The organism is Rhizobium sp. BT-226, from assembly GCF_025847085.2.
Taxonomy (GTDB): domain Bacteria; phylum Pseudomonadota; class Alphaproteobacteria; order Rhizobiales; family Rhizobiaceae; genus Rhizobium; species Rhizobium sophorae.
Genome location: NZ_JAOYTI010000002.1, coordinates 545,338 through 564,944 on the forward strand (window position 1 = coordinate 545,338; position 19,607 = coordinate 564,944).

The following is a 19,607-nucleotide window of genomic DNA, read 5'->3' on the forward strand; positions in this document are numbered from 1 at the left end:
TCCGCCCTACGGGCACCTTCTCCCCGCTGGGGAGAAGAGGGAGTCGAGACGTTGCGGCAAATCCCTTCGCCCCAGCGGGGAGAAGGTGGCGGCAGCCGGATGAGGGGGCCTCACGGCACGCCGCCAACGACGCGCTAAAACCTAGCGCTTCGGCGCCACCAGGCAGAAGAAGGCGCCTTGCGGGTCGGTGGCCTGGATGATCCAGCTGCCGCCGGGGACTTCCATCGGGCCGTTGACGACCTTGCCGCCGCCTGAGGTGACACGTTCGATCGCGGCATCGAGGGTCGGCACGATGAAATAATAGCACCAGAAGGTCATCGGCATGTTTTCCGGCTTGGTCATCATGCCGCCGGTCTGCCTGCCGTTATGGGCGAAAAGGTAATAGACGCCCATCGGGCCCATGTCGAACTCGCTGTCCTTCGTCCAGCCGAACAGCTTGGAATAGAAGGCCAGTGCCTCTTTGCCATTGCCGGCATAGAGTTCGCGCCAGCCGATATTGCCGGGGGCGTCGAAGGCCAGTTCCGGCATGGGCTTATCCATCGGCGCCGGCGTCATGATGCAGAGCACCGCGCCGTGCGGATCGGCGACGACGGCGAAGCGGCCGATGGTCGGGATGTCTTCCGGCGGACGGCGGACCGAACCGCCATTGGCGGCAAAATCCTTGGCAGTCTGGTCGACGTCGTCGACGTCGACATAACCCGTCCAGTTCGGCGGAATGCCCTTGCCTTCGAGTTCGGCGGGAAATTCCATCAGGCCGGCGACGCCGATGCCGTTCGCCTCGAAGATCGTGTAGGTGGGCATGCCCTCCATTTTCATTTCGGAGGTGGTCCAGCCGACGACCGAGCTGTAGAATTTCGCGGCAGCTGATGTGTCGGGGGTCATCAACTCGCACCAGATGAACTTTCCATGCGTCTCAGACATCCTACTCTCCCTTTTTCGACGCCCCTCTTCGGGGCCCCCTTTGCGGGGCCCCTTTTCTCGAGGGTGAGCGCCGCGATTGTCAGATCTTGCGGGCGTAATGTGCTTCCATGAACTGCTTCCAGGAGCCGTCCGGCTGCTTGGCGCTGGAGACGAAAGTGCGGTGATCGGCGTCGACGAAGATGATCTGCTCGCGGTAATCGGCGAGCCCCTCGCCATTGAAGTCGGGGCCCGTGGTATAGAGGTCCAGCACATTGCCTGACGCGTCGACCGCACCCTCGTAGACCCACATATAGTCCATCATGCTGCCGATCCAGCTGCCGACATACTTGCCTTTTGCGTCGTTGTAACCGAGCGTCAGGATGCTGGTCGCCTCCTTACCATCAGGCATGCGGCCGGTCCCTTCGGCGACGAACCAGATGCCGTGCAGCGAGCGGACGGTCTCCGTCCATGGCTCGCCGCCACTCATGTCGGGTGCGGTCACGGTCCAGTCGCCGAGCAATCTTTCCAGGAAGGAATGTTCCTTCAGCACTTCAGCGGTCTTCATCATCCTCTTCTCCCTTGAGTGATGGTGGTGTCTGTTTTCCGCATTCCGGACGCAAAACCGCTACGCAGTCTTGCTGGAATTGCTGGATAGTTAGAGCGTGATGTCGCCCGAAAACCGCTTACACTTTTCGGCATCATGCTCCGGCTCAGTGACAGCAGGATGGCGCCTTGGCGGCCTCCTCATATTCGTCGTGGCGGCGCACGAAATTCATCGTGCTGTCCTCGTTGCGGCCCTTCGGCGCGCGGTCGAGGATCATCAGAGTGCCGATCAGTTCTTCCGGCCCGCGGGCATAACTCGAATAGGTATGGAAGAGCTCGCCCTTGTCGTTGCGGTAGAAAGCGCTGAGGCCCGGCAGTTCGTCATTGGCATCAGCCGGCTGCATCGGTGTGAAATTGTAAAAGACCTTGTCTTTGGCAAGATCCTCGGGACTGAAAGAAACGTGATAATCGAAATTGAAATCGCTGCCGAAGGAAGAGACCCAGGGAAATTGCCAGCCCATGCGCTGCTTGTAGGCGGCGATCTTGTCGAGCGGCGCGCGCGAAACGGCGACCCAGGTGACGTCGTGATTGTTCAGATGCGGCAGGGCGCCATCGATATGATCGGACAGGAAGGAGCAGCCGGTGCAGCCGGCATCCCAATCCGGGCCAAGCATGAAATGGTAGATCAGCAACTGGCTGCGGCCGTCGAAGAGATCGGCGAGCGATTTCCTGCCCTCCGGCGTTTCGAAGATATAATCCTTGTCGACCTTCACCCAGGGCAGCGCCAGACGGGCGGCGTTGACGCTGTCGCGCAGCCGCGTCTCCTCCTTCTCCTTTACCAGCAGGGCACGGCGGGCTTCGAGCCACTCTTCGCGGGAAACAACCTCGTTCTGCATGAAATGCGCCCTCCTCCGGCGCTTGCCGGTGAAGCCGGCTCATCTCCTTCTCCTTGACTAAATACATTGATATCAATAGAAATGGAGCATGTCAAATTCGATCGAGATTCCCTTTTCCACGACGCTGATGGTGCGCGACACCTGCCTCTGCCTGCATGTGCAGCGGGCAGCACGCGCGCTTGCCCGGCTGTTCGACGATGCGCTGAGGCCGGCCGGGCTGACCAACGGGCAGTTTTCGCTGATGATGTCGCTGAACCGGCCGGAGCCGCCGCCTATGGGGCCGGTCGCCGCCCTGCTCGCCATGGACCAGACGACGCTGACGGCGGCGCTGAAGCCATTGCAGCGCAAGGGCTGGGTGACGGTGATGGAGAACCCGAGGGACAGGCGCGGCCGGCTGCTGAGCCTCACCCCTGAGGGCAAGGCGGTGCTGGCAAAAGCGCTGCCGATCTGGGAAAGCACGCATGCGATGATCGACGGAAAGCTGCCGGATGGCAGCGTCGCAAGGCTGCGGCAGGATCTGCAGGCGCTGTCATGAATGACGATAGAAACGCCGAGACCGGCCGGATAAACACGCTATCCGGCCGGCAGATGGCGGCAGCCGATACGGCTACCAAGTTTTTAAGCCCGATCAGGCGACGGTGACCGGGACCTCGGTCGAGGTGCGCATCGCGTGGCTGTAGGGGCAGACGATGTGGGCTGCGGCTGCAAGCTTTTCAGCCGTTTCGCGGTCCAGACCCGGGATGTTGACCGTCAGCGCCACTTCGATGCCGAAGCCGCCGCCATCTTCGCGCGGGCCGATGCCGACCTTGGCGGAGACCGTCGTATCCTCGGGAATCTTGACCTTCTGCTGGCCCGCGACAAATTTCAATGCACCGAGGAAGCAGGCGGAGTAGCCGGCAGCGAAGAGCTGTTCGGGATTGGTGCCGGTCGCGCCGTCGCCGCCGAGTTCCTTGGGAACGGTCAGCGTCACGTCCAGAACGCCGTTTTCGGAAACGGCGCGGCCCGCGCGGCCGCCGGTGGCAGAAGCTTTGGTCGTATAGAGAATAGGCATGACGATCTCCTTTGGTTGGCCCTTCGATCGGGTTGGATTTTATTATCGCACAATTAAATTGTACGCAAGTGAATTTTGCAAATTGCATTTCGAATTCGAAAAGAGGACAATCAAGCCTCAAGGATGATGGATATGAAAGCGCACACGACGAAGACGATCGAGATACCGCAAGAGGAGAAGCGGCTGGAAAAGCAGTTGTGCTTCGCGGTCTACGCGACGGCGCATGCTTTCACCCGCGCCTACAAGCCGATCCTCGACAGGGTCGGCCTGACCTATCCGCAATATCTGGTGATGCTGGTGCTCTGGGAACGCGGCGAGCTGCCGGTGAAGACGATCGGCGAGCAACTGGATCTCGATTCCGGCACGCTGTCGCCGCTGTTGAAACGGCTGGAACAGAGCGGACTGATCAAACGCATCCGCGACCTGCGCGACGAACGGCAGGTGATCGTGTCGCTGACCCAGCAAGGTCAGGCAATGAAGGGGGAGATCGATACGATCATGACGGCGATCGGGCAAGCCGCAGGCTGCACGCTTCAGGAAATGGCCGAGATGCGCGACATGCTGCATCGGCTGCGGGGCAATCTCGGGCGGGCCGGCACGGGCGACGGCTGAACGCATTACCCGGCAGAGCCGGTATGCGCGCCGGGATCAGGGCCGTGGCTTAGCCGGCGACCGGCGCTTCTTTGCAGGCGCCGCTTTAGGTTCGGCCTCGGCCTCCTGCTGCAAACGCAGCGCCTTCAGCTTCTCCGTCTTCTTGTCACGGGCCGACGCCTCGGCGGCGATAATGGCGCGCGCCGTGTGATCGGTCGCTTCCGCCTTGTCGCGAGACGAGAGCTTGGCGGGATTGAAGAATTCTCCCTTGGTGGCGGTCATGTGCCCCTTTCCCAGGTGATGGCGGCGTTACTGCATAGTTCCTCAAATCGGAATCGGCTCAAGGAATTATGCTGAAATTCAAGTGTTACAGCCTCCTTGCGCGCCTGGAAAAGACGCGCGGCGCTGCAAGCCATGGCTCCACGGCAGAAACCATGATTCACGGCTGAACCGTGATTTCACGGTTGGGCCGTGATGCCACAGTGGGCCGTGATGCCCCACGGCCTGGATTAGCGGGTGGGGCGGAGAACCTTCTTCGGTGCCGGCAACAGACCTTCGCGCTGCAGCTTCTTGCGGGCGAGCTTGCGCTGGCGGCGAATGGCCTCGGCCTTTTCGCGGGCGCGCTTCTCGGATGGCTTTTCAAAGGCGCTGCGCGCCTTCATTTCCCGGAACAGGCCTTCCCGCTGCATCTTTTTCTTGAGCACGCGGAGCGCCTGATCGACATTGTTATCTCTGACGAGTACCTGCAAAACGATATCCTTCCTGTTGCGGCGGCGAGGCCGCACTGTTCAAAATTAAAACCCCGGGCCAAAATAAAAACCCGGAACTACTTCCCGATTTTGATGCTCGAAAACTTCAGCCAGGGCTCGGCGCCGTCGGACTTGGCCGCCGCCTCAGGGGAAGCCCTCGACGGAGATTCACCGGTATCGATGTCGGCCTCAGTGATGCGGCGCTCGAAATTCTCTGCGTCGAACTGGACACGATATTGCACATGCCCATGGTCGTTGGGCAGGATGCTGGAGATCCGGCACCGCTTGTCAGCTTTCGCCGTGCGGGTGAGGCCGGATTTCAGCACAATCATGTCGCCGACTTTATAGTTTGGTCTGCCCATTTCAGCGTCCCTTCGACTCCTCGGCTGCTCAATCGGTCAATCAGAACGACCGGGGGTCATTCAGGAACGACCGGGCATTCCGGAAAAGCCTGCGATCAAAGCAAAAAGGCCGGGCTCGGACCCGACCTCTTCCAGTCACTCAGCCCGCTGCCGGTATGGGCAGCTCACCGCCATCCCTGGTCAGCTCGCTGCCAGTACATCCTTGGTCAGCTTGCTGCCAGCACATGGCCAGCCTAGGCGAATGACAAATCATGCGGCCTGAAGGTTGTCGGCCGAATTCTTGCCGGACTTCTTGTCGCGGACGAGATCGTAGCGGATCTTCTGACCTTCAACGAGTTCGCGCATTCCGGCGCGTTCAACCGCTGAGATATGGACAAAAACGTCCGTAGAACCATCATCGGGCTGAATGAAGCCAAAACCCTTAGTGCCATTGAACCACTTGACGACGCCTGAATTCATAACGATCTCCTTTTCAACCGTTTGTGTTCGCCTGCGGAAAGATATCCGACAAGCCGTATCGATGTTGAGAGGATATCTGACGGAGCGCTCAAGCGCGTGGACAAAGGTCGCAAGCAATTCGATACGCACCATGTAGGATATTTGCCGAATTAAGCAATGGTATTTCGGAAAATAATTCTCTCGCGGGCACAAAATGAGGCTGTTGCCCCAGGGGAAAGCACCCTTTTCCGCGGGGGCAAAGCATCGGCTTGCCCGGGGGCAAAGCGCCAGCTTGCCCGGGCAAAGCGATCGATCCGAGGCGGGCCGAATTGCGGCCGCCTCGGTGACGATCATTGCCAGACGACGATGGGCGCCTTGGTCGGCACGCGATCGTAGAGATCGATGATATCCTGGTTCATCAGCCTCACGCAGCCTGACGAGACGGCCTTGCCGATCGAGCGCCAGTCGGGATTGCCGTGCAGGCGGTAGAGCGTGTCCTCTCCGTTCGAGAAGATATAGAGCGCGCGGGCGCCGAGCGGGTTCTTGAGACCCGGCTCCATGCCGCCGTTCTCGATCGAATATTTGACGAGTTCGGGCTGGCGGGCGACCATCTCGTTCGGCGGCTTCCAGCGCGGCCATCTCTGACGCCACTGGATGACGCCCGAGCCCTGCCAGGCGAAACCCTCGCGGCCGATGCCGACGCCGTAACGCATCGCCATGCCGTCGCCCTGGACGAGATAGAGGAAGCGCGACGGCGTATCGACGACGATGGTGCCGGGGGGCTGGCCGGTGGGATCGACGACGCGCTGGCGATAATAGCGCGGATCGATCTGCTCGTAAGGAACGGCTGGAATGAGAAAGCCGCCGTCTTCGATCGGGCCATACATGACGGCAAGTTCGGCCCCACTCGGCACGCTCGACGCACCCGGGGACTGGAACAGGCGCATGGGCGAACGGTAAATGATCGTCGTATCGCCTGATGTCACGGTATTGGCCGAGGAGGCGCAGCCGGCGAGCGCGGAGGCTGCGGTCAACGCCGAAAAGGAAAGAAAGCTGCGGCGGGAAAGATGTCTATCGAAGCTCATGACGCGGGACTGATTTCCTTTGATGCGGGAAGCCGGACGAGACGCCGCATAAACCAGCGATTCGTCCGATGCCGATAACAACAAGAGAGATCTATCGGCTTGCGCCAAATAAACCATAGCTTCACGCAGACGTGTCCGGCCTGAAGCGGACGATATCAGCAGCGCTGTTGCAGCGCTACATCACAACGATCTCGGCCTTGGCGGGAACGCGGTCGTAGAGATCGACGACGTCCTGGTTCAACATGCGCACGCAGCCCGACGAGGTGGCCTTGCCGATCGACTGCCAGTCGGGCGTGCCGTGGATTCGGTAGAGCGTGTCCTGCCCGTCCTTGAAGATATACATGGCGCGGGCGCCGAGCGGGTTCATCAGCCCCGGATTCATGCCACCATTCTCCGCCCCGAAGGGGCGAACCTCAGGCTGGCGCGAGACCATTTCGACCGACGGCGTCCAGCGCGGCCATTTCTGCTTCCACTGGATGACGCCGCGGCCCGACCAGGCGTAACCGTCGCGCCCGAGGCCGACGCCGTAGCGCATCGCCTTGCCGTTGCCCTCGACGAAATAGAGGAAACGCGCCTTGGTATCGATCACCACGGTGCCGGGACGCTCGACCGTCTGATAATCGACCTCCTGGCGCAGGAACTGCGGCTGTACGCGGCTGACCGGGATCGCCGGCAGGGTGAAATCCTCGTCCCGCAGCTGGCCATACATTGCCATGTGCACGGGATTGGTGACCGGCAGGCCATAGGTCTGGTGGAACTGGGTCTTGTAGAGCTCGCGCGTCTGCGGCACCGGCTGATCGGGGATCGGCCGCACCCGGCGCGGATCGACACCCGGCGGCTGATAGAAGACCGGCGAGGTTTCCTGGACGAAGCGGGCGGGCGAATCGGCGGCGACATCGGGAATGAGGATGTTGCAGCCGCTCAGCGACGCAACCGCAATCACGAGCCCGGCAATCGGGAAGACCCGGCGCAGAAAATTCATGGAACCACCCTTATCAACGATCGGCAGACAGCGATATCTGCCGGAACGATGGCATCTGCGGCTGGCGCGAGGCTGGCGTTGGGGTGAGAAAGGCGGCGGCGAAAGTCAGGCCGCCACCCCGTGGAAGAAGCGGATGCTCTGTTCGATCTCGGCCGGCAGCGCCGAGGTGTGGTTGCCGGCGACGGTTTCGGTCTCGATATGAACGCCGGCACCGCGGGCGCGGCGGGCGAGCAGATCGGCGCGGTCGTTGAAATGCGGCTCCTCGGTGCCGTGGACGACGCGGACCGGGCATTTGAAGCTGTGGGCGTAACATAGCGCCGAACGCACCTCGAATTCATGCGCATTGCTATCGTCGAAGCGAATATCCTGCGGATAGCGGTTGAAGAAGCGGAAGGCATCGGGGTTGCCTGAAATCGGCGCGGCGGCGCGGAATTTGTGGGTGCTCATCGCCGTCAGCATGGTCAACGTGCCGCCGATGCTGTGGCCGGCGATGAAGAGCCGTTCGGGGTCGACACCCGGCAGATGCGCCAGGCGTTCGGTGGCGGCGAGAACGTCGTCGACCTCGTCGTAGAAACCGGAGAAATTGCCCATCTGGCCGTTTTCGCCGCGCAGCGACGGCATCATCACGACGTAACCAGCATCCATATAGGGCTTCATCAGCTGCCAGTGGCCGATGCCCATGGCATTGCCGCCGTGCAGGAAGAGCACGGCCGGCCTGGCGGCGCGCTCGCGCTTGTATTTCGAGACCCAGGCCGCCAGCTCCAGCTCGCCGTAGCCCGAGCGGTAGAAGATCTTGTCGGCATCGGCAGGCGCATTCAGCGGTTCGTATTTGTCAGGCGCCGGGCCCTTCTGCAAGAGCTTGGTGCGGAAATGGTGGCGGACCTTGGCATAGTCACGCTTGGCAAGCCGCGGCTCGTCCGGCACATCGAAAGCGGCCGCCATACGCGGCAGGACAAGTGCACCGGCAAGACCCGCCAGCACGGCACGGCGCTGGAGGAAAAGGGAATTTCGTTCACGCGAGCTCATAACGCAGCATCCATCATTTCCCCGGCACGCAGAATCTGCACCGGAAGATCGTTGCCGCCAATACACATGCTGTTGAAAATATTGCCCTGCGTCATTGTTGCGCAGGGCATGCAACTTCACGCTGGCTTGGCCTCGATCATGGCGATCAGCGTGCGCAGCCGGTCGGCTTCGTAGGAAGGTTTGTCGGGGCGAAGGCGGGCGATACGGGGGAAACGCATGGCGACCCCCGATTTGTGCCTGGTCGAGCGGTTGATGCCTTCGAAGGCCACTTCGACGACGAAGCCGAAATCCTTGTCGGCGCGCACGGCGCGCACCGGACCGAAGCGCTCGGTGGTATTGTTGCGCACGAATTTGTCGAGCAGCTCGAGCTCGGCATCGGTGAAGCCGAAATAGGCCTTGCCGACGGGCACAAGCTGTTCGCCGTCCTCGTCGTCGGCCCAGACGCCGAAGGTGAAATCGGAATAGTAGCTGGAGCGCTTGCCGTGGCCGCGCTGGGCATACATCAGCACCGCATCGACATTATAGGGGTTGCGCTTCCACTTGAACCAGGGGCCCTTCATGCGGCCGGCCTGGTAGATGCTGTCGCGGCGCTTGATCATCACGCCTTCGATGACCGGATCGGGCGGGGCGGCGCGCAGAGCATCGAGCTCTTCCCATGACGAGAACGGCACGAGCGGCGAGAGGTCGAAACGATCGTGCGGGGCGCGGTCGATGATCTCGGTCAGCCGGTCGCGGCGATCGACATAGGTGCGGCCGCGGACATCGTCATCGCCATCGAAGAGCAGGTCATAGGTGCGGATGAAAGCGGGGTAATCGCCAAGCATTTTTGCCGTCACCGTCTTGCGGTTCAGGCGCTGCTGCAGGTCGGAGAAGGTGCGGGTCGGGCTGTTGGAGCGGGCCGTGCCGCCGACCAGCAGCTCGCCGTCGACGACGCCTGAAAAATTGATGGCGTCGAGAATATCGGGAAAGGCGCCGGATATGTCGTCGCCGGAGCGGGAATAGATCTTGCGCCTGTCGCCGGAGCGCGAAAGCTGGACGCGGATGCCGTCCCACTTCCATTCGGCGGCATAATTCACCGGATCGAGACTGGTCAGGTCGCCCTCCTCCACCGCATTGGCGAGCATGACGGAATGGAAGATCGCCGGTGTCGCCAGCACCGGTTTTTCGCCGCCACCCGCCAGCCATTCGAACAATGTCTCGTAAGGCGGCTGCAGGCCATGCCAGAGGGTTTCGATTTCGATAACGTCCTTGTCGCCAAGATCGGCGAGCGCCTGCTTGGCAAGGCGGGCGGAAACGCCGATGCGCATGGCGCCGGTCGCAAGCTTGATGAAGGCAAAACGGCCGGACGAATCCAGCCGGTCGAGCAGGTCGCGGACGTAGCTGCGCACTTCGGTGCGGCCGAGCGCATTCATGCCGGTGACGACCTCGCCGAGACGCGGCTGGGCAAGGGCCGAGCGGTCGATATCCCTCTCATTGTCCCAGACGAGCGAGATGGTTTCGGCAAGATCGCCAACATAATCATAGGAATAGCGAAACAGCACCTCGTCCATGCGCTCCAGCACAAGCTCGCGAAGCATGGCGGGCTTGACGTTGCGAACCTCCAGCGTGCCGGCGATGGCGGCAAGGCCGTAGCCGCGGTCTGGATCCGGCGTATCGCGAAAATAGTCGGTCAGCAGCTTCAGCTTGCCGTTGCGGCTGGGGGTCAGCACCAGCCGGTCGAGCAGGTCGGCGAAGGCTTTCATGGGTGCCTCCCGACTTCGGAGGGGTCTTGACGCGGGATATTGCTCATCTTCTCAATCCCCCTCATCCTCGTAACCCACCAGATGCAGCGGTTTCGCCTTGATGCCCTGTAGCTGGCACCAGCGCACCAGGGCCTCCTCGCGGCCATGGGTCACCCAGACTTCGGCGGGGTGCAGTTCCCGGATGGTTTCCGTCAATTCCGGCCAGTCGCAATGATCCGAGATGACGAGGGGCAGTTCGACGCCGAGCTGCTTGGCGCGCTGGCGCACCATCATCCAGCCGGAGGCGAAGGCCGGCAGCGGTTCGTTGAAGCGGCGGGCCCAGCGATCGGCGAAGGCCGAGGACGGGCCAATGACGACGGCGCCTGTGAAGGCGGATTTGTCGCGGCTTTCGATCGTCGCCGGCAGCAGTTCGCCGAGATCGATGCCCTGCTCGATATAATAGTCGCAGAGTTTTTCCATGGCGCCGTGGATATAGATCGGTTCGGCATAACCGGCATCGCGCAGCAGCCGGATGACGCGCTGGGCCTTGCCGAGCGCATAGGCGCCGACGAGATGGGTGCGCTCGGGAAATTGACGCAGCGACGCCAGCAATTTGCCGATCTCGTCCATCGGATCGGGATGATGGAAGACCGGCAGGCCGAAGGTCGCCTCGGTGATGAAGACATCGCAGGCAACCGGCTCATAGGCGGCACAGGTCGGGTCGGGGCGACGTTTGTAGTCGCCGGAGACGACGATGCGGGTGCCGTTCTTCTCGATGGCAATCTGGGCAGAGCCAAGCACATGGCCGGCCGGGTGAAAACTTACCTTGACGCCGTTGACCAGCAGCTCCTCGCCGAAGGCTGCCGCCTGCTCGCTGGCGCAGAAACCGTCGCCGTAACGCAAGCGCATGATGTCGAGCGTCTGGCGGGTGGCAAGCACGTTCACATGGCCCGGGCGGGCATGATCCGAATGGCCATGGGTGACGAGCGCCTGCTCGACGGGCCGCACCGGATCGACATAAAATCCGCCTTCCGGGCAATAGAGCCCCTCCGGGGCGGGATAAAGCAGCGCATCAGGTCTCATGAATGGAGAGATAGCGGGAAATGGGCGCGAGGCCAGAGGGCAGGAAGAAGGGACTGGCGAATGCGCCGCGGCTCAACGACGGCGATCGTCACGACCCTATTCCATCAAGGAAGGATTCCAGCGCGGCATTGAATTGCGACGGCCGCTGCAGCGGCGCGAAATGGCTGACGCTTGTGAGATAGATCATCTCAGCGTTCGGAATGCTGCGGGCAAGATATTCGGCATGGTCTGGCTTGATGAATTCGTCGTGCTCGGCAAGCACGATCGCGACCGGCACGCGGATCAGGCCCAAGTCGGCGGCCTGGTAGTTGGGCTCTGTCCGCATCATCAGGCTGACCGCCTCGACGAATGGATTAAAATCATCCGGCGTGGTGGACAATGCGGCATAGTCCTTGGCGTGCCGGCTGAAGCATCGGTCGATGACCGGAGTCGCGACGAATTCCCGTGTGCCGCTCGGATCCATGTTGCAGCCGAAGAAAAAGACGCCCTCGACCCGCGACGGCGCCGCCATGGCGAGTATCAGAGCGATGCAGGCGCCGTCGCTCCAGCCGATGATGGCCGCCTTGTCGAGATGCAGTTCGTCCATGACGGCGAGCACATCTGAAGCCATCAGCTCATAGCTATAAGGACGGGAATCGCGGGTGCTTCGTCCATGGCCGCGGCTGTCGATCAGCACGACGCGGCGGCCGCGGCGCACGAGCGCCGGGACCTGGTAGCCCCAGTTGCCGCTGTGGCCGAGGCCGCCATGCAGCAGAATGACGGGTGGGCCAGAGCCATAGCTCGCATACCAGATACGGGCGCCGTCATGGGCGACATGACCGTCGACTGCCGCCGGCGGCAACGGAGCGGCGCCATGCGCTTCGAAATGGGTGAGCTCGTCGTCGTCAAATTCCATAGCGATCAGACTCATTGTTGCCGCAGCATAGAAAAGCCGGAAAACAGCCCAAGAACAACCGGAATCGCTTTCTAGCTCTTGCGATGCAACCAGGGGGATCAGCATTGGGCAGGAAGCTTTTCTATTGTGCGGCGGTGATAGCCATTGCCGCGGCTGGAATTTACCTCAACAATACCAGTATGCTAGCGCAGCATCGATCCGGAAAACCAGTGCTGCTCGCCCATCGCGGCATCGCCCAGCGGTTCGACGAAACCGATCTCAAGAACGACACCTGTACGGCGCGCCGCATGCTGCCGCCGAAACACGACTATCTGGAAAACACACTTCCGTCGATGCAGGCAGGTTTTGCGGCCGGCGCCGATATCGTCGAGATCGACGTGCATCCCTCGACCGACGGCGAATTTGCCGTCTTTCACGATTGGACGCTCGACTGCCGCACCGACGGGCATGGCGTCACCCGCGAGCATTCGATGGCTGACATGAGGAAACTCGACATCGGCTATGGCTATACCGCCGATGGCGGCAAGACCTTTCCCTTTCGCGGCCGGGGCATCGGCATGATGCCGACGCTTGCCGAGGTGCTGTCCACCTTTCCGGATCGGCGCTTCCTCGTCAACATCAAGAGCCGCGATCCTTCCGAGGGCGAAAAGCTCGCCGCGGTCCTCAATGGACTTCCCCGGGAAAGACGGGCCGAGATCATCGTCTATGGCGGTGACGAGCCGATCGACGTGCTCCGCCTGATGGCGCCCGATATCAAGACCGCCTCGCGCAAGAGCCTGAAGGGCTGCCTGTTCGGCTATATCGGCTATGGCTGGACCGGCCTGCTGCCGGACGAATGCAAACAGGCGATGATGCTGGTGCCGATCAATATCGCGCCGTGGCTCTGGGGCTGGCCGGATCGTTTTATCGATCGGATGGCGGATGCCGGGACCGAGGTTTTCGTGCTCGGCCCCTATCGCGGCAGCGATTTTTCCACCGGCATCGACCGCCCCTCGCAACTGGCGCGGCTGCCTGAGAACTATGCGGCGGGCATATGGACGAATGAGATCGAGGCGATCGGCAAGCTTGTAAAATAAGGTTTGAAAGACCTCACATCGACCTGATCGATCTTTCAATGTTTCCTTTGTGCATGTCGTTCTCCCAAAACCGCTGCACACTTTGGGCGACATGCACTACAGACTACGCGCCCGCAGCAATGCCGGGATCTCCTCCGGGGAGACCGGCCGGGAGAAGCGGAAGCCTTGCGCCTCCTCGCAGCGGGCCTGGCGCAGGAAATCCATCTGGGCGTCGGTTTCCACGCCTTCGGCGAGAACCGAGAGCTTCAGCGTCTGCGCCAGCGAAATGACCGCCGAGGCGATGGCGACGGCGGTCTTGTCGCCCGGCAGTGCCTCGACCAGCGAACGGTCCATCTTCAAGCGGTCGAAGGGGAAGGTCTTCAGCGCCGCAAGGCTGGAATAGCCGGAGCCGAAATCGTCGATCGACAGGCGCACGCCAAGTCCCCGCAGCGTTTCCATCATGGCGAGTGCGCGTTCGGCATTCTGCATCACCACGCTTTCGGTGACTTCAAGCTCCAGCCAGCGGGACTGCAGGCGGTGACGCTCCAGCGCCTCGGCGACATGGGTTGCGAAATCCGGATCGGCGAACTGCTTGGCCGAGACGTTGACGGCGATCGTCAGCGGCGTCAGGCCCATATCCTGCCAGTTGCGCGCCTGGCGGCAGGCCTCGTTCAGCACCCAGAGACCGAGGGGGACGATGAGGCCGGTCTCTTCGGCAAGCGGAATGAAATTGACCGGTGGCACCCTGCCCTTGGCAGGATGGTTCCAGCGGACCAGCGCCTCGAGCCCGGTGATGCGGCCGGTGGCGAGATCGACCTGCGGCTGGTATTGCAGAAACAGCTGGTGGCAGGTGATCGCCTGGTGCAATTCCTCGTGCTCGCCGAGCGGCATTCCGACAGGCGTGCTGCCGCCATCGTGATGCTGCAATGTGTTGCGGCCGAGTTCCTTGGCGCGGTACATGGCGCGGTCGGCATTGGCGAGAAGCTCTTGTGAAGTTGCACCATCGAAGGGGAAGGCGGCAACGCCGATGCTCGAGGTGACGGTGATCTCGCCGTCGGCGCCGCGGATCGGCCGGTTGATCGCCTTCTGCAGCTCGCGAAGGCGGCGGCTGATGCCGGCATCGTGGCTCGACTGGTGGACGAGCACCACGAGGAATTCGTCGCCGCCGAGACGCACCACCATATCGGACGCCCTGACACTATTGGCCATGCGGGCAGCGATCTCCTTCAGTACCTCGTCGCCGGCGGCGTGGCCGCGGCCGTCGTTGATGTCCTTGAAATTATCGAGATCGATATAGGCGACGGTCACCTTGCGGTTGTTGCGCCGGGCCTGGTCGAGGATGCTCGCCAGCCGCTCCTTGAGGAAGGCGCGGTTCGGCAGGCCCGTCAGATCGTCATGATGAGCCATGAAATGGATGCGGTCATCGACACGCTTGCGCTCGATGGCAATGCCGGCGATATGGGTGGCGAGCGCCACCAGCGTCATCTCATGCTCGGTGGGACTGCGGACTTCCCTGGAGTAGAGCGCAAATGTGCCGAGCACATTGTTCTGCGAGGTGGCGATCGGCGTCGACCAGCAGGAGCGGAACCCGAACGGGGCGATCAGCGCGCGAAAATCCTCCCAGAGCGGATCGCTCATCACATCCTCGACGATCACGGTCTGACCGCGCCACGCGGCGGTGCCGCAGGAGCCGACCTTGGGACCGATCGTGACACCGTCGATCAGGCGGCTGTAGCCGCCGGGCAGATTGGGAGAGGCGCCGTGATAGAGCCTGGTGCCCTCGCTATCGAGCAGCAGCACCGATCCATCGATCCCGGTCAGCTGCGCCTCGATCATCAGCACCAGCGCCTCGAGGATCATCGGCAACGGCTCGTTGCGGGCGATCATTTCGAGCAGGCTCGCCTGGCCGCGATGCAGATCCTCCTGGCGCTTGCGTTCGGTGATATCACGGGAAACACCGATCAGGCCGACGATCTCGCCGCGATCGTTGCGCAGCGGTATCTTCGAGGTCAGCCGACATATCGGTCTTCTGCTGCCGGGAAGGGTGTAGGATTCCTCCATGTCGATGCGGGCTTCGCCCGTCGCCATGATCTGTTGCTCGATGTCGAAATGGTGGCACGCCGTCTCGAAATCGAACAGGTCGAAATCGCGCTTGCCGGTGATCAGCGCAGCGCTCTCCAGACCAAGGCTGCTGGCAGTGACGGCATTGGCAAAAACGAAACGGCTGTCACGATCCTTGACGTAGAGGAAATCCGGAAGTTCGTGGACGATTTCCTTGAGGCGCAGATTCTCGATGCCCTCAGAAAGGTGGTGGGCGGTCGATGCCATCATTGCCTCCGTCGCGGCGACGATACGCCGCGTTTCGGCCGTCAGGGCATCGGCTGATTCCCATCGCCTGGCACTCGGTTCGTGCATGCCGCCATTCTCCCCGCCGGCCGAAGGCCGTATTCCCACCCGTCATCATAGAAATTCCCTTCAAAGTAGTCCTCATTTCCTTCGGCTTGCTTAAATGAAAGGGTGAACAAGACGACAATATAAGCGGCGATATCCTGCCGTCGCGCTCGGCCATAACGGCAATTTCGCCGGCCTTTGCCAAGCCTGTGCCAAAAGAATACATGCGGGTTTGGCACGTTTCCTGCTACGGGCGCGTTATGACAAGTGATCCCCGGATGCCCTCACGCCGCGACATGCTTTTCTTTCTTGCTGCCTCGGCCGTTGCGGGAGGGGCATCGTGCGCGCTTGCCTCGCCGCTGACGGCGGCCGCTCAGCCCGATCTGCGCGGGGCGATCGACGCGGTGGAATATCGCGCCGTTCCCGAAAGCGGCGACCGCAAGACCCGCAACCTGCAGCAGATGATCGAACAAGCGGCGCGCGAGAATGTGCCGGTCTTCCTGCCGCCCGGCACCTACCGGGTCTCCAATCTCACTTTGCCCGACAATACCCGCATCACTGGCGTGCCCGGCGCCTCGCGGATCGTCTATACCGGCGAAGGCCATCTTTTTGCGGCCGAGAACGTGCGGCGGATCGAGCTTTCCAATCTCGTCATCGACGGCGGCAACCGCTGGCTTGGCGACTATGCCGGCGGGCTTTTGCAATTTACCGGCGTCGACGAGGTGCTGATCGACAATTGCGAGATCGGCGGCAGCCGCAAGCACGGGCTGCAACTGGAGCGCTGCGGCGGGCGGATCGAGCGCAGCCGCATTTCGGGGGCTGCCCAAGCCGGGCTTTACGCGGTGGATTCCAGCACCCTCTCGGTCACCGGCAATACGGTCTCGGATTGCGGCAATGGCGGCATCTTGGTGCATCGCTGGAAGAAGGCGGAGGACGGCACGGTCGTCTCCGGCAACCGCATCTCCAATATCCGCGCCAATGACGGCGGCACCGGGCAAAACGGCAACGGCATCAACATCTTCCGCGCCGACGGCGTGATGGTGGTGAATAACCAGATCTCCGATTGCGCGTTTACGGCGATCCGCGCCAATTCGGCTTCGAACATCCAGATCAGCAGCAATCAGTGCCGGCGGTCCGGCGAAACGGCGATCTACGTCGAATTCGCCTTCGAGGGCGCCGTCGTTTCCGCCAACATGATCGACGGGGCGGCAAACGGCATTTCCATCGCCAATTTCGACGAGGGCGGTAGGCTGGCAAGCGTCACCGGCAATGTCGTGCGCAACCTGACGCTGCGCGGCCCATACCAGCACGAGGTCGGCTTCGGCATCGGCATCGCGGCAGAGGCCGATACGCTGATTTCAGGCAATGTCATCGAGGGCGCGCCGCGCTGGGGGCTGCAGATCGGCTGGGGGCCTTATCTGCGCAACGTCGTTGTGACAGGCAATGTGGTGCGCAAGGCGCCGGTGGGATGCGCCGTCTCGGTCGCCGATGGCGCCGGCACTGCCGTCATCACCGACAACGTGTTCCAGGAGACCGCCGAGGGGGCGGTGCTCGGCTTCCAATGGGAGAAGAAGGTCTCCGGCGAAATGGCGGGCGGCGGCTCGCCCTATGCGCAGCTGACCGTCGAGAGAAACCGCGTCTCCTGAGGAGGGCATTTGTTTTCCCGAGAGACAGAAATGCTCTATCTCTTTGTTTTTGCGTCATCAAGTCAGTTTATGCCGAGGGCTGGCATTGCTTGGTTTGGCTCGCGGATAGCGTTGCTGACACGGGCGTTTGCGCCGCGAGTGGTTCCTTCGCCCGCCCCTTGCTCCGTCATGCTCGGCCTTGCCGAGCATCTGCACCGTATCGATCAATCGCCACGGGCATAGATCCTCGGCACAAGGCCAAGGATGACGGAGGGTGGGGCACGTATCCGCCAAACTCGCACCGGCCTACAGAGGCCCCCCGACTGGGTGCTTATCAGGCACTCACCTCTCCTCCGGCCTGTGAAAACCGCCGCGCGGTTTGTACAACTGAGCACTTTTTTACCGGAATTGCTTGGCGCATCAAAAGCTTTCATCGTCCCATCAGTGGCAAGGACTTTTCCGGGGCTGATCCGGCATTTACGATCCCTCGGACACATCGAGGGGATACGTTTATGCTGACAATCTACGGAGTCTATCGATCGCGCGCGTCTCGCGTTTACTGGATGGCGGAGGAACTCGGGCTCGAATTCCGCTCGGTGCCGGTGCTGCAGGCAAGGCGGCTGGCAGAACCGCTCGCAACGGATGCGCCCCTCAACACGCATTCGCCTGAATTCATTACCGTCAACCCGATGGCGCAGATCCCCAGCATTCGGGACGGCGACCTCGTCATGCACGAGTCGCTGGCGATCAATCTTTACCTGGCGCGTAGACATGGCGGGCCGCTTTCCGGCCAAAGCGTCGAAGAAGACGGATTGCTGACGATGTGGACGATCTGGGCAGCCGCGGAGGTCGAGCCGCATACGGTGAAGATCGTGCTCACCTATGATAACGGGCTCGAAGACAGCGAAGGCGGCCAACAGACGATCGCGGTTGCCTGCCGGTCGCTGCGCAGGCCGCTGGCGGTTCTCGAAGGCCACCTTGCCGGAAGGCAGTGGATCGTCGGCGACCGCTTCACCGTCGCCGATCTCAACCTCGCCGAGGTGCTGCGCTACGCCCAGACCGAGGAGGCGCTTTTCCAGGCGCATCCGAATATCAAAACCTGGATCGAACGCTGCCAGTCCCGTCCCGCCTACAAGGCGATGCAGGCGACGCGAGCCAAGGAGCCGATCGAGGTTTGAGGATTATCGGAAAAGCGTGAGCGTGCCGGCCATTTCCTCGCGGATCCAGGCCTTGAAATCCCTCACCTTCTTCGGCTCCCGCGTGCCCTCGGCGGTGACGAAGTAGTGGCCGAAGCCGGTGCGGGCGCGAATGCCAAAGGGGGCGACCAGCCGGCCTTCGGCGAGCGCAAAGGCGGCAAGGGTCTGCCAGGCCAGCATGACGCCCTGGCCGGCGATCGCCGCATCGAGGCAGAGCGAGGCATCGTTGAAGACGTGGCGGGTTGAAAGCGTCGCGCCTGAAAGCCCGGCCTCGCGCATCCAGACCTCCCAGGTGAACATGGCATGGCCGTCGATGATCGCAGGCAGTGCGAGGATATCGGCGGGTTCCTTCAAATTCGCCGCCATCTCGGGGGAGCAGACGGGAAAGACCTCCTGTGCCAACAGCAGTTCGGCCTTCACGTCCGGCCACTTGCCGTTGCCGACGCGGATGCCGATATCGACATCGCAAAGCGCCGGACTGACGAGATTGGTGGTTGCATCCAGCCGCAGCTTGATATCCGGGTGACGCTCGGCGAAACGATCGAGCCGGCAGACCAGCCAGCGGGCAGCGAAAACCGGCGCCACCGAGATGGTCAGGATGGTGTCATCCTTGCGGCTGGCGATCGACACCGCCGCCGAAAGACGGGCGAAACCCTCGTCGAGCGCCAGGAGTACCGGCCGGCCGGTTTCGGTGGCGATCATCCCCCTGGCCGTGCGCTCGAAGATCACCTGACCGAGCTGAGCTTCGGCCTTGATCACCTGCTGGCTGACGGCGCCGACCGAGACGCCGAGTTCGTCGGCCGCGGCCTGCAGCGAGCCGAGACGGCCGACGGCTTCCAGCGCCCGCAGGCCGTTGAGATGGACCATGTTCAGGTTCTTCATATAGTTTTTCTATACCGCCTCAGCGTTATTCTCAATTGAAAATCTACCTGTTGAGGCCGACATTGCAAGCATAGGCAATCCATTCGAACGCAAGGTGTGGTGGCCAGACAGGATGGCTCCGAGGCAGAGAGCCGCG

Annotated in this window: 21 protein-coding genes; 5 read left to right on the top strand and 16 right to left on the bottom strand. The window is 62.1% G+C overall.

The annotated features are described in order from the left end of the window. Positions 1 to 141: 141 nt before the first annotated feature. From OIU37_RS12805 to OIU37_RS12815, 3 genes are all read right to left on the bottom strand, one after another. Positions 142 to 921: a VOC family protein gene (locus OIU37_RS12805; RefSeq protein WP_264257634.1), complete on the bottom strand. Its 780-nt coding sequence runs from the start codon at positions 919 to 921 to the stop codon at positions 142 to 144. A gap of 79 nt (positions 922 to 1,000) precedes the next feature. Then, complete coding sequence (locus OIU37_RS12810) at positions 1,001 to 1,468, bottom strand: DUF1579 domain-containing protein (RefSeq protein ID WP_264257635.1); 468 nt, start codon at positions 1,466 to 1,468, stop codon at positions 1,001 to 1,003. A 142-nt stretch (positions 1,469 to 1,610) separates the two neighbouring features. Further along, the gene (locus tag OIU37_RS12815; RefSeq protein WP_171601183.1) at positions 1,611 to 2,339 is read right to left on the bottom strand and encodes a thioredoxin family protein; all 729 of its coding nucleotides are present in this window, start codon (positions 2,337 to 2,339) and stop codon (positions 1,611 to 1,613) included. Positions 2,340 to 2,427: 88 nt separating this feature from the next. Between OIU37_RS12815 and OIU37_RS12820 the strand changes: the two genes are divergently transcribed. Beyond that, entirely contained in the window at positions 2,428 to 2,874 is a 447-nt protein-coding gene (locus OIU37_RS12820) for a MarR family winged helix-turn-helix transcriptional regulator (RefSeq protein ID WP_168312473.1), read from the top strand. 93 nt (positions 2,875 to 2,967) lie between these two features. On the opposite strand, the gene OIU37_RS12825 is transcribed toward OIU37_RS12820, so the two are convergent. Beyond that, on the bottom strand, positions 2,968 to 3,390 hold the full coding sequence (locus tag OIU37_RS12825) for an organic hydroperoxide resistance protein (RefSeq protein ID WP_003546481.1): 423 nt from the start codon (positions 3,388 to 3,390) through the stop codon (positions 2,968 to 2,970). A 123-nt stretch (positions 3,391 to 3,513) separates the two neighbouring features. On the opposite strand from OIU37_RS12825, the gene OIU37_RS12830 reads away from it, so the two are divergent. Beyond that, on the top strand, positions 3,514 to 4,002 hold the full coding sequence (locus OIU37_RS12830; protein WP_264257636.1) for a MarR family winged helix-turn-helix transcriptional regulator: 489 nt from the start codon (positions 3,514 to 3,516) through the stop codon (positions 4,000 to 4,002). Between the two features lie 36 nt (positions 4,003 to 4,038). Here the strand turns inward: OIU37_RS12830 and OIU37_RS12835 are convergent, their stop codons facing one another. The 10 genes from OIU37_RS12835 to OIU37_RS12880 all read right to left on the bottom strand — a co-directional run bounded on the left by OIU37_RS12835 (position 4,039) and on the right by OIU37_RS12880 (position 12,322). Then, positions 4,039 to 4,263, bottom strand: a complete 225-nt coding sequence (locus OIU37_RS12835) for a hypothetical protein (RefSeq protein ID WP_003546479.1) — start codon at positions 4,261 to 4,263, stop codon at positions 4,039 to 4,041. Between the two features lie 227 nt (positions 4,264 to 4,490). Then, positions 4,491 to 4,730: a 30S ribosomal protein S21 gene (gene rpsU, locus OIU37_RS12840; protein ID WP_003546477.1), complete on the bottom strand. Its 240-nt coding sequence runs from the start codon at positions 4,728 to 4,730 to the stop codon at positions 4,491 to 4,493. A gap of 77 nt (positions 4,731 to 4,807) precedes the next feature. Then, a complete protein-coding gene (locus tag OIU37_RS12845; protein ID WP_012756578.1) occupies positions 4,808 to 5,092 on the bottom strand; it encodes a hypothetical protein in 285 nt (94 codons plus the stop codon). Between the two features lie 249 nt (positions 5,093 to 5,341). Continuing rightward, positions 5,342 to 5,551: a cold-shock protein gene (locus OIU37_RS12850; protein WP_003546468.1), complete on the bottom strand. Its 210-nt coding sequence runs from the start codon at positions 5,549 to 5,551 to the stop codon at positions 5,342 to 5,344. Between the two features lie 329 nt (positions 5,552 to 5,880). After that, on the bottom strand, positions 5,881 to 6,615 hold the full coding sequence (locus OIU37_RS12855) for a L,D-transpeptidase (RefSeq protein WP_129418393.1): 735 nt from the start codon (positions 6,613 to 6,615) through the stop codon (positions 5,881 to 5,883). Between the two features lie 175 nt (positions 6,616 to 6,790). After that, positions 6,791 to 7,597, bottom strand: a complete 807-nt coding sequence (locus tag OIU37_RS12860; protein WP_168312469.1) for a L,D-transpeptidase — start codon at positions 7,595 to 7,597, stop codon at positions 6,791 to 6,793. A 105-nt stretch (positions 7,598 to 7,702) separates the two neighbouring features. Continuing rightward, positions 7,703 to 8,623 carry a S9 family peptidase gene (locus OIU37_RS12865; protein ID WP_264257637.1) on the bottom strand — a complete coding sequence of 307 codons (921 nt, stop codon included), beginning with the start codon at positions 8,621 to 8,623 and terminating at the stop codon, positions 7,703 to 7,705. Between the two features lie 116 nt (positions 8,624 to 8,739). After that, positions 8,740 to 10,365, bottom strand: a complete 1,626-nt coding sequence (locus OIU37_RS12870) for a cisplatin damage response ATP-dependent DNA ligase (protein ID WP_264257638.1) — start codon at positions 10,363 to 10,365, stop codon at positions 8,740 to 8,742. A gap of 51 nt (positions 10,366 to 10,416) precedes the next feature. After that, positions 10,417 to 11,427 (bottom strand): ligase-associated DNA damage response exonuclease, encoded by a 1,011-nt coding sequence (locus OIU37_RS12875; RefSeq protein WP_264257639.1) that lies wholly within the window; start codon positions 11,425 to 11,427, stop codon positions 10,417 to 10,419. 88 nt (positions 11,428 to 11,515) lie between these two features. Continuing rightward, positions 11,516 to 12,322 (bottom strand): alpha/beta fold hydrolase, encoded by an 807-nt coding sequence (locus OIU37_RS12880; protein ID WP_264258480.1) that lies wholly within the window; start codon positions 12,320 to 12,322, stop codon positions 11,516 to 11,518. Positions 12,323 to 12,426: 104 nt separating this feature from the next. On the opposite strand from OIU37_RS12880, the gene OIU37_RS12885 reads away from it, so the two are divergent. Further along, entirely contained in the window at positions 12,427 to 13,398 is a 972-nt protein-coding gene (locus tag OIU37_RS12885; protein ID WP_264257640.1) for a glycerophosphodiester phosphodiesterase family protein, read from the top strand. Between the two features lie 96 nt (positions 13,399 to 13,494). Here the strand turns inward: OIU37_RS12885 and OIU37_RS12890 are convergent, their stop codons facing one another. Then, positions 13,495 to 15,792 carry an EAL domain-containing protein gene (locus OIU37_RS12890; protein ID WP_240602241.1) on the bottom strand — a complete coding sequence of 766 codons (2,298 nt, stop codon included), beginning with the start codon at positions 15,790 to 15,792 and terminating at the stop codon, positions 13,495 to 13,497. 254 nt (positions 15,793 to 16,046) lie between these two features. Here OIU37_RS12890 and OIU37_RS12895 point away from each other — a divergent pair, with 254 nt between their 5' ends. Continuing rightward, a complete protein-coding gene (locus OIU37_RS12895) occupies positions 16,047 to 17,414 on the top strand; it encodes a TIGR03808 family TAT-translocated repetitive protein (RefSeq protein WP_264258481.1) in 1,368 nt (455 codons plus the stop codon). A 491-nt stretch (positions 17,415 to 17,905) separates the two neighbouring features. Continuing rightward, positions 17,906 to 18,571 (top strand): glutathione S-transferase family protein, encoded by a 666-nt coding sequence (locus OIU37_RS12900; protein WP_264257641.1) that lies wholly within the window; start codon positions 17,906 to 17,908, stop codon positions 18,569 to 18,571. Between the two features lie 3 nt (positions 18,572 to 18,574). On the opposite strand, the gene OIU37_RS12905 is transcribed toward OIU37_RS12900, so the two are convergent. Next, positions 18,575 to 19,471: a LysR substrate-binding domain-containing protein gene (locus OIU37_RS12905; protein WP_240602240.1), complete on the bottom strand. Its 897-nt coding sequence runs from the start codon at positions 19,469 to 19,471 to the stop codon at positions 18,575 to 18,577. Between the last annotated feature and the right edge of the window lie 136 nt (positions 19,472 to 19,607).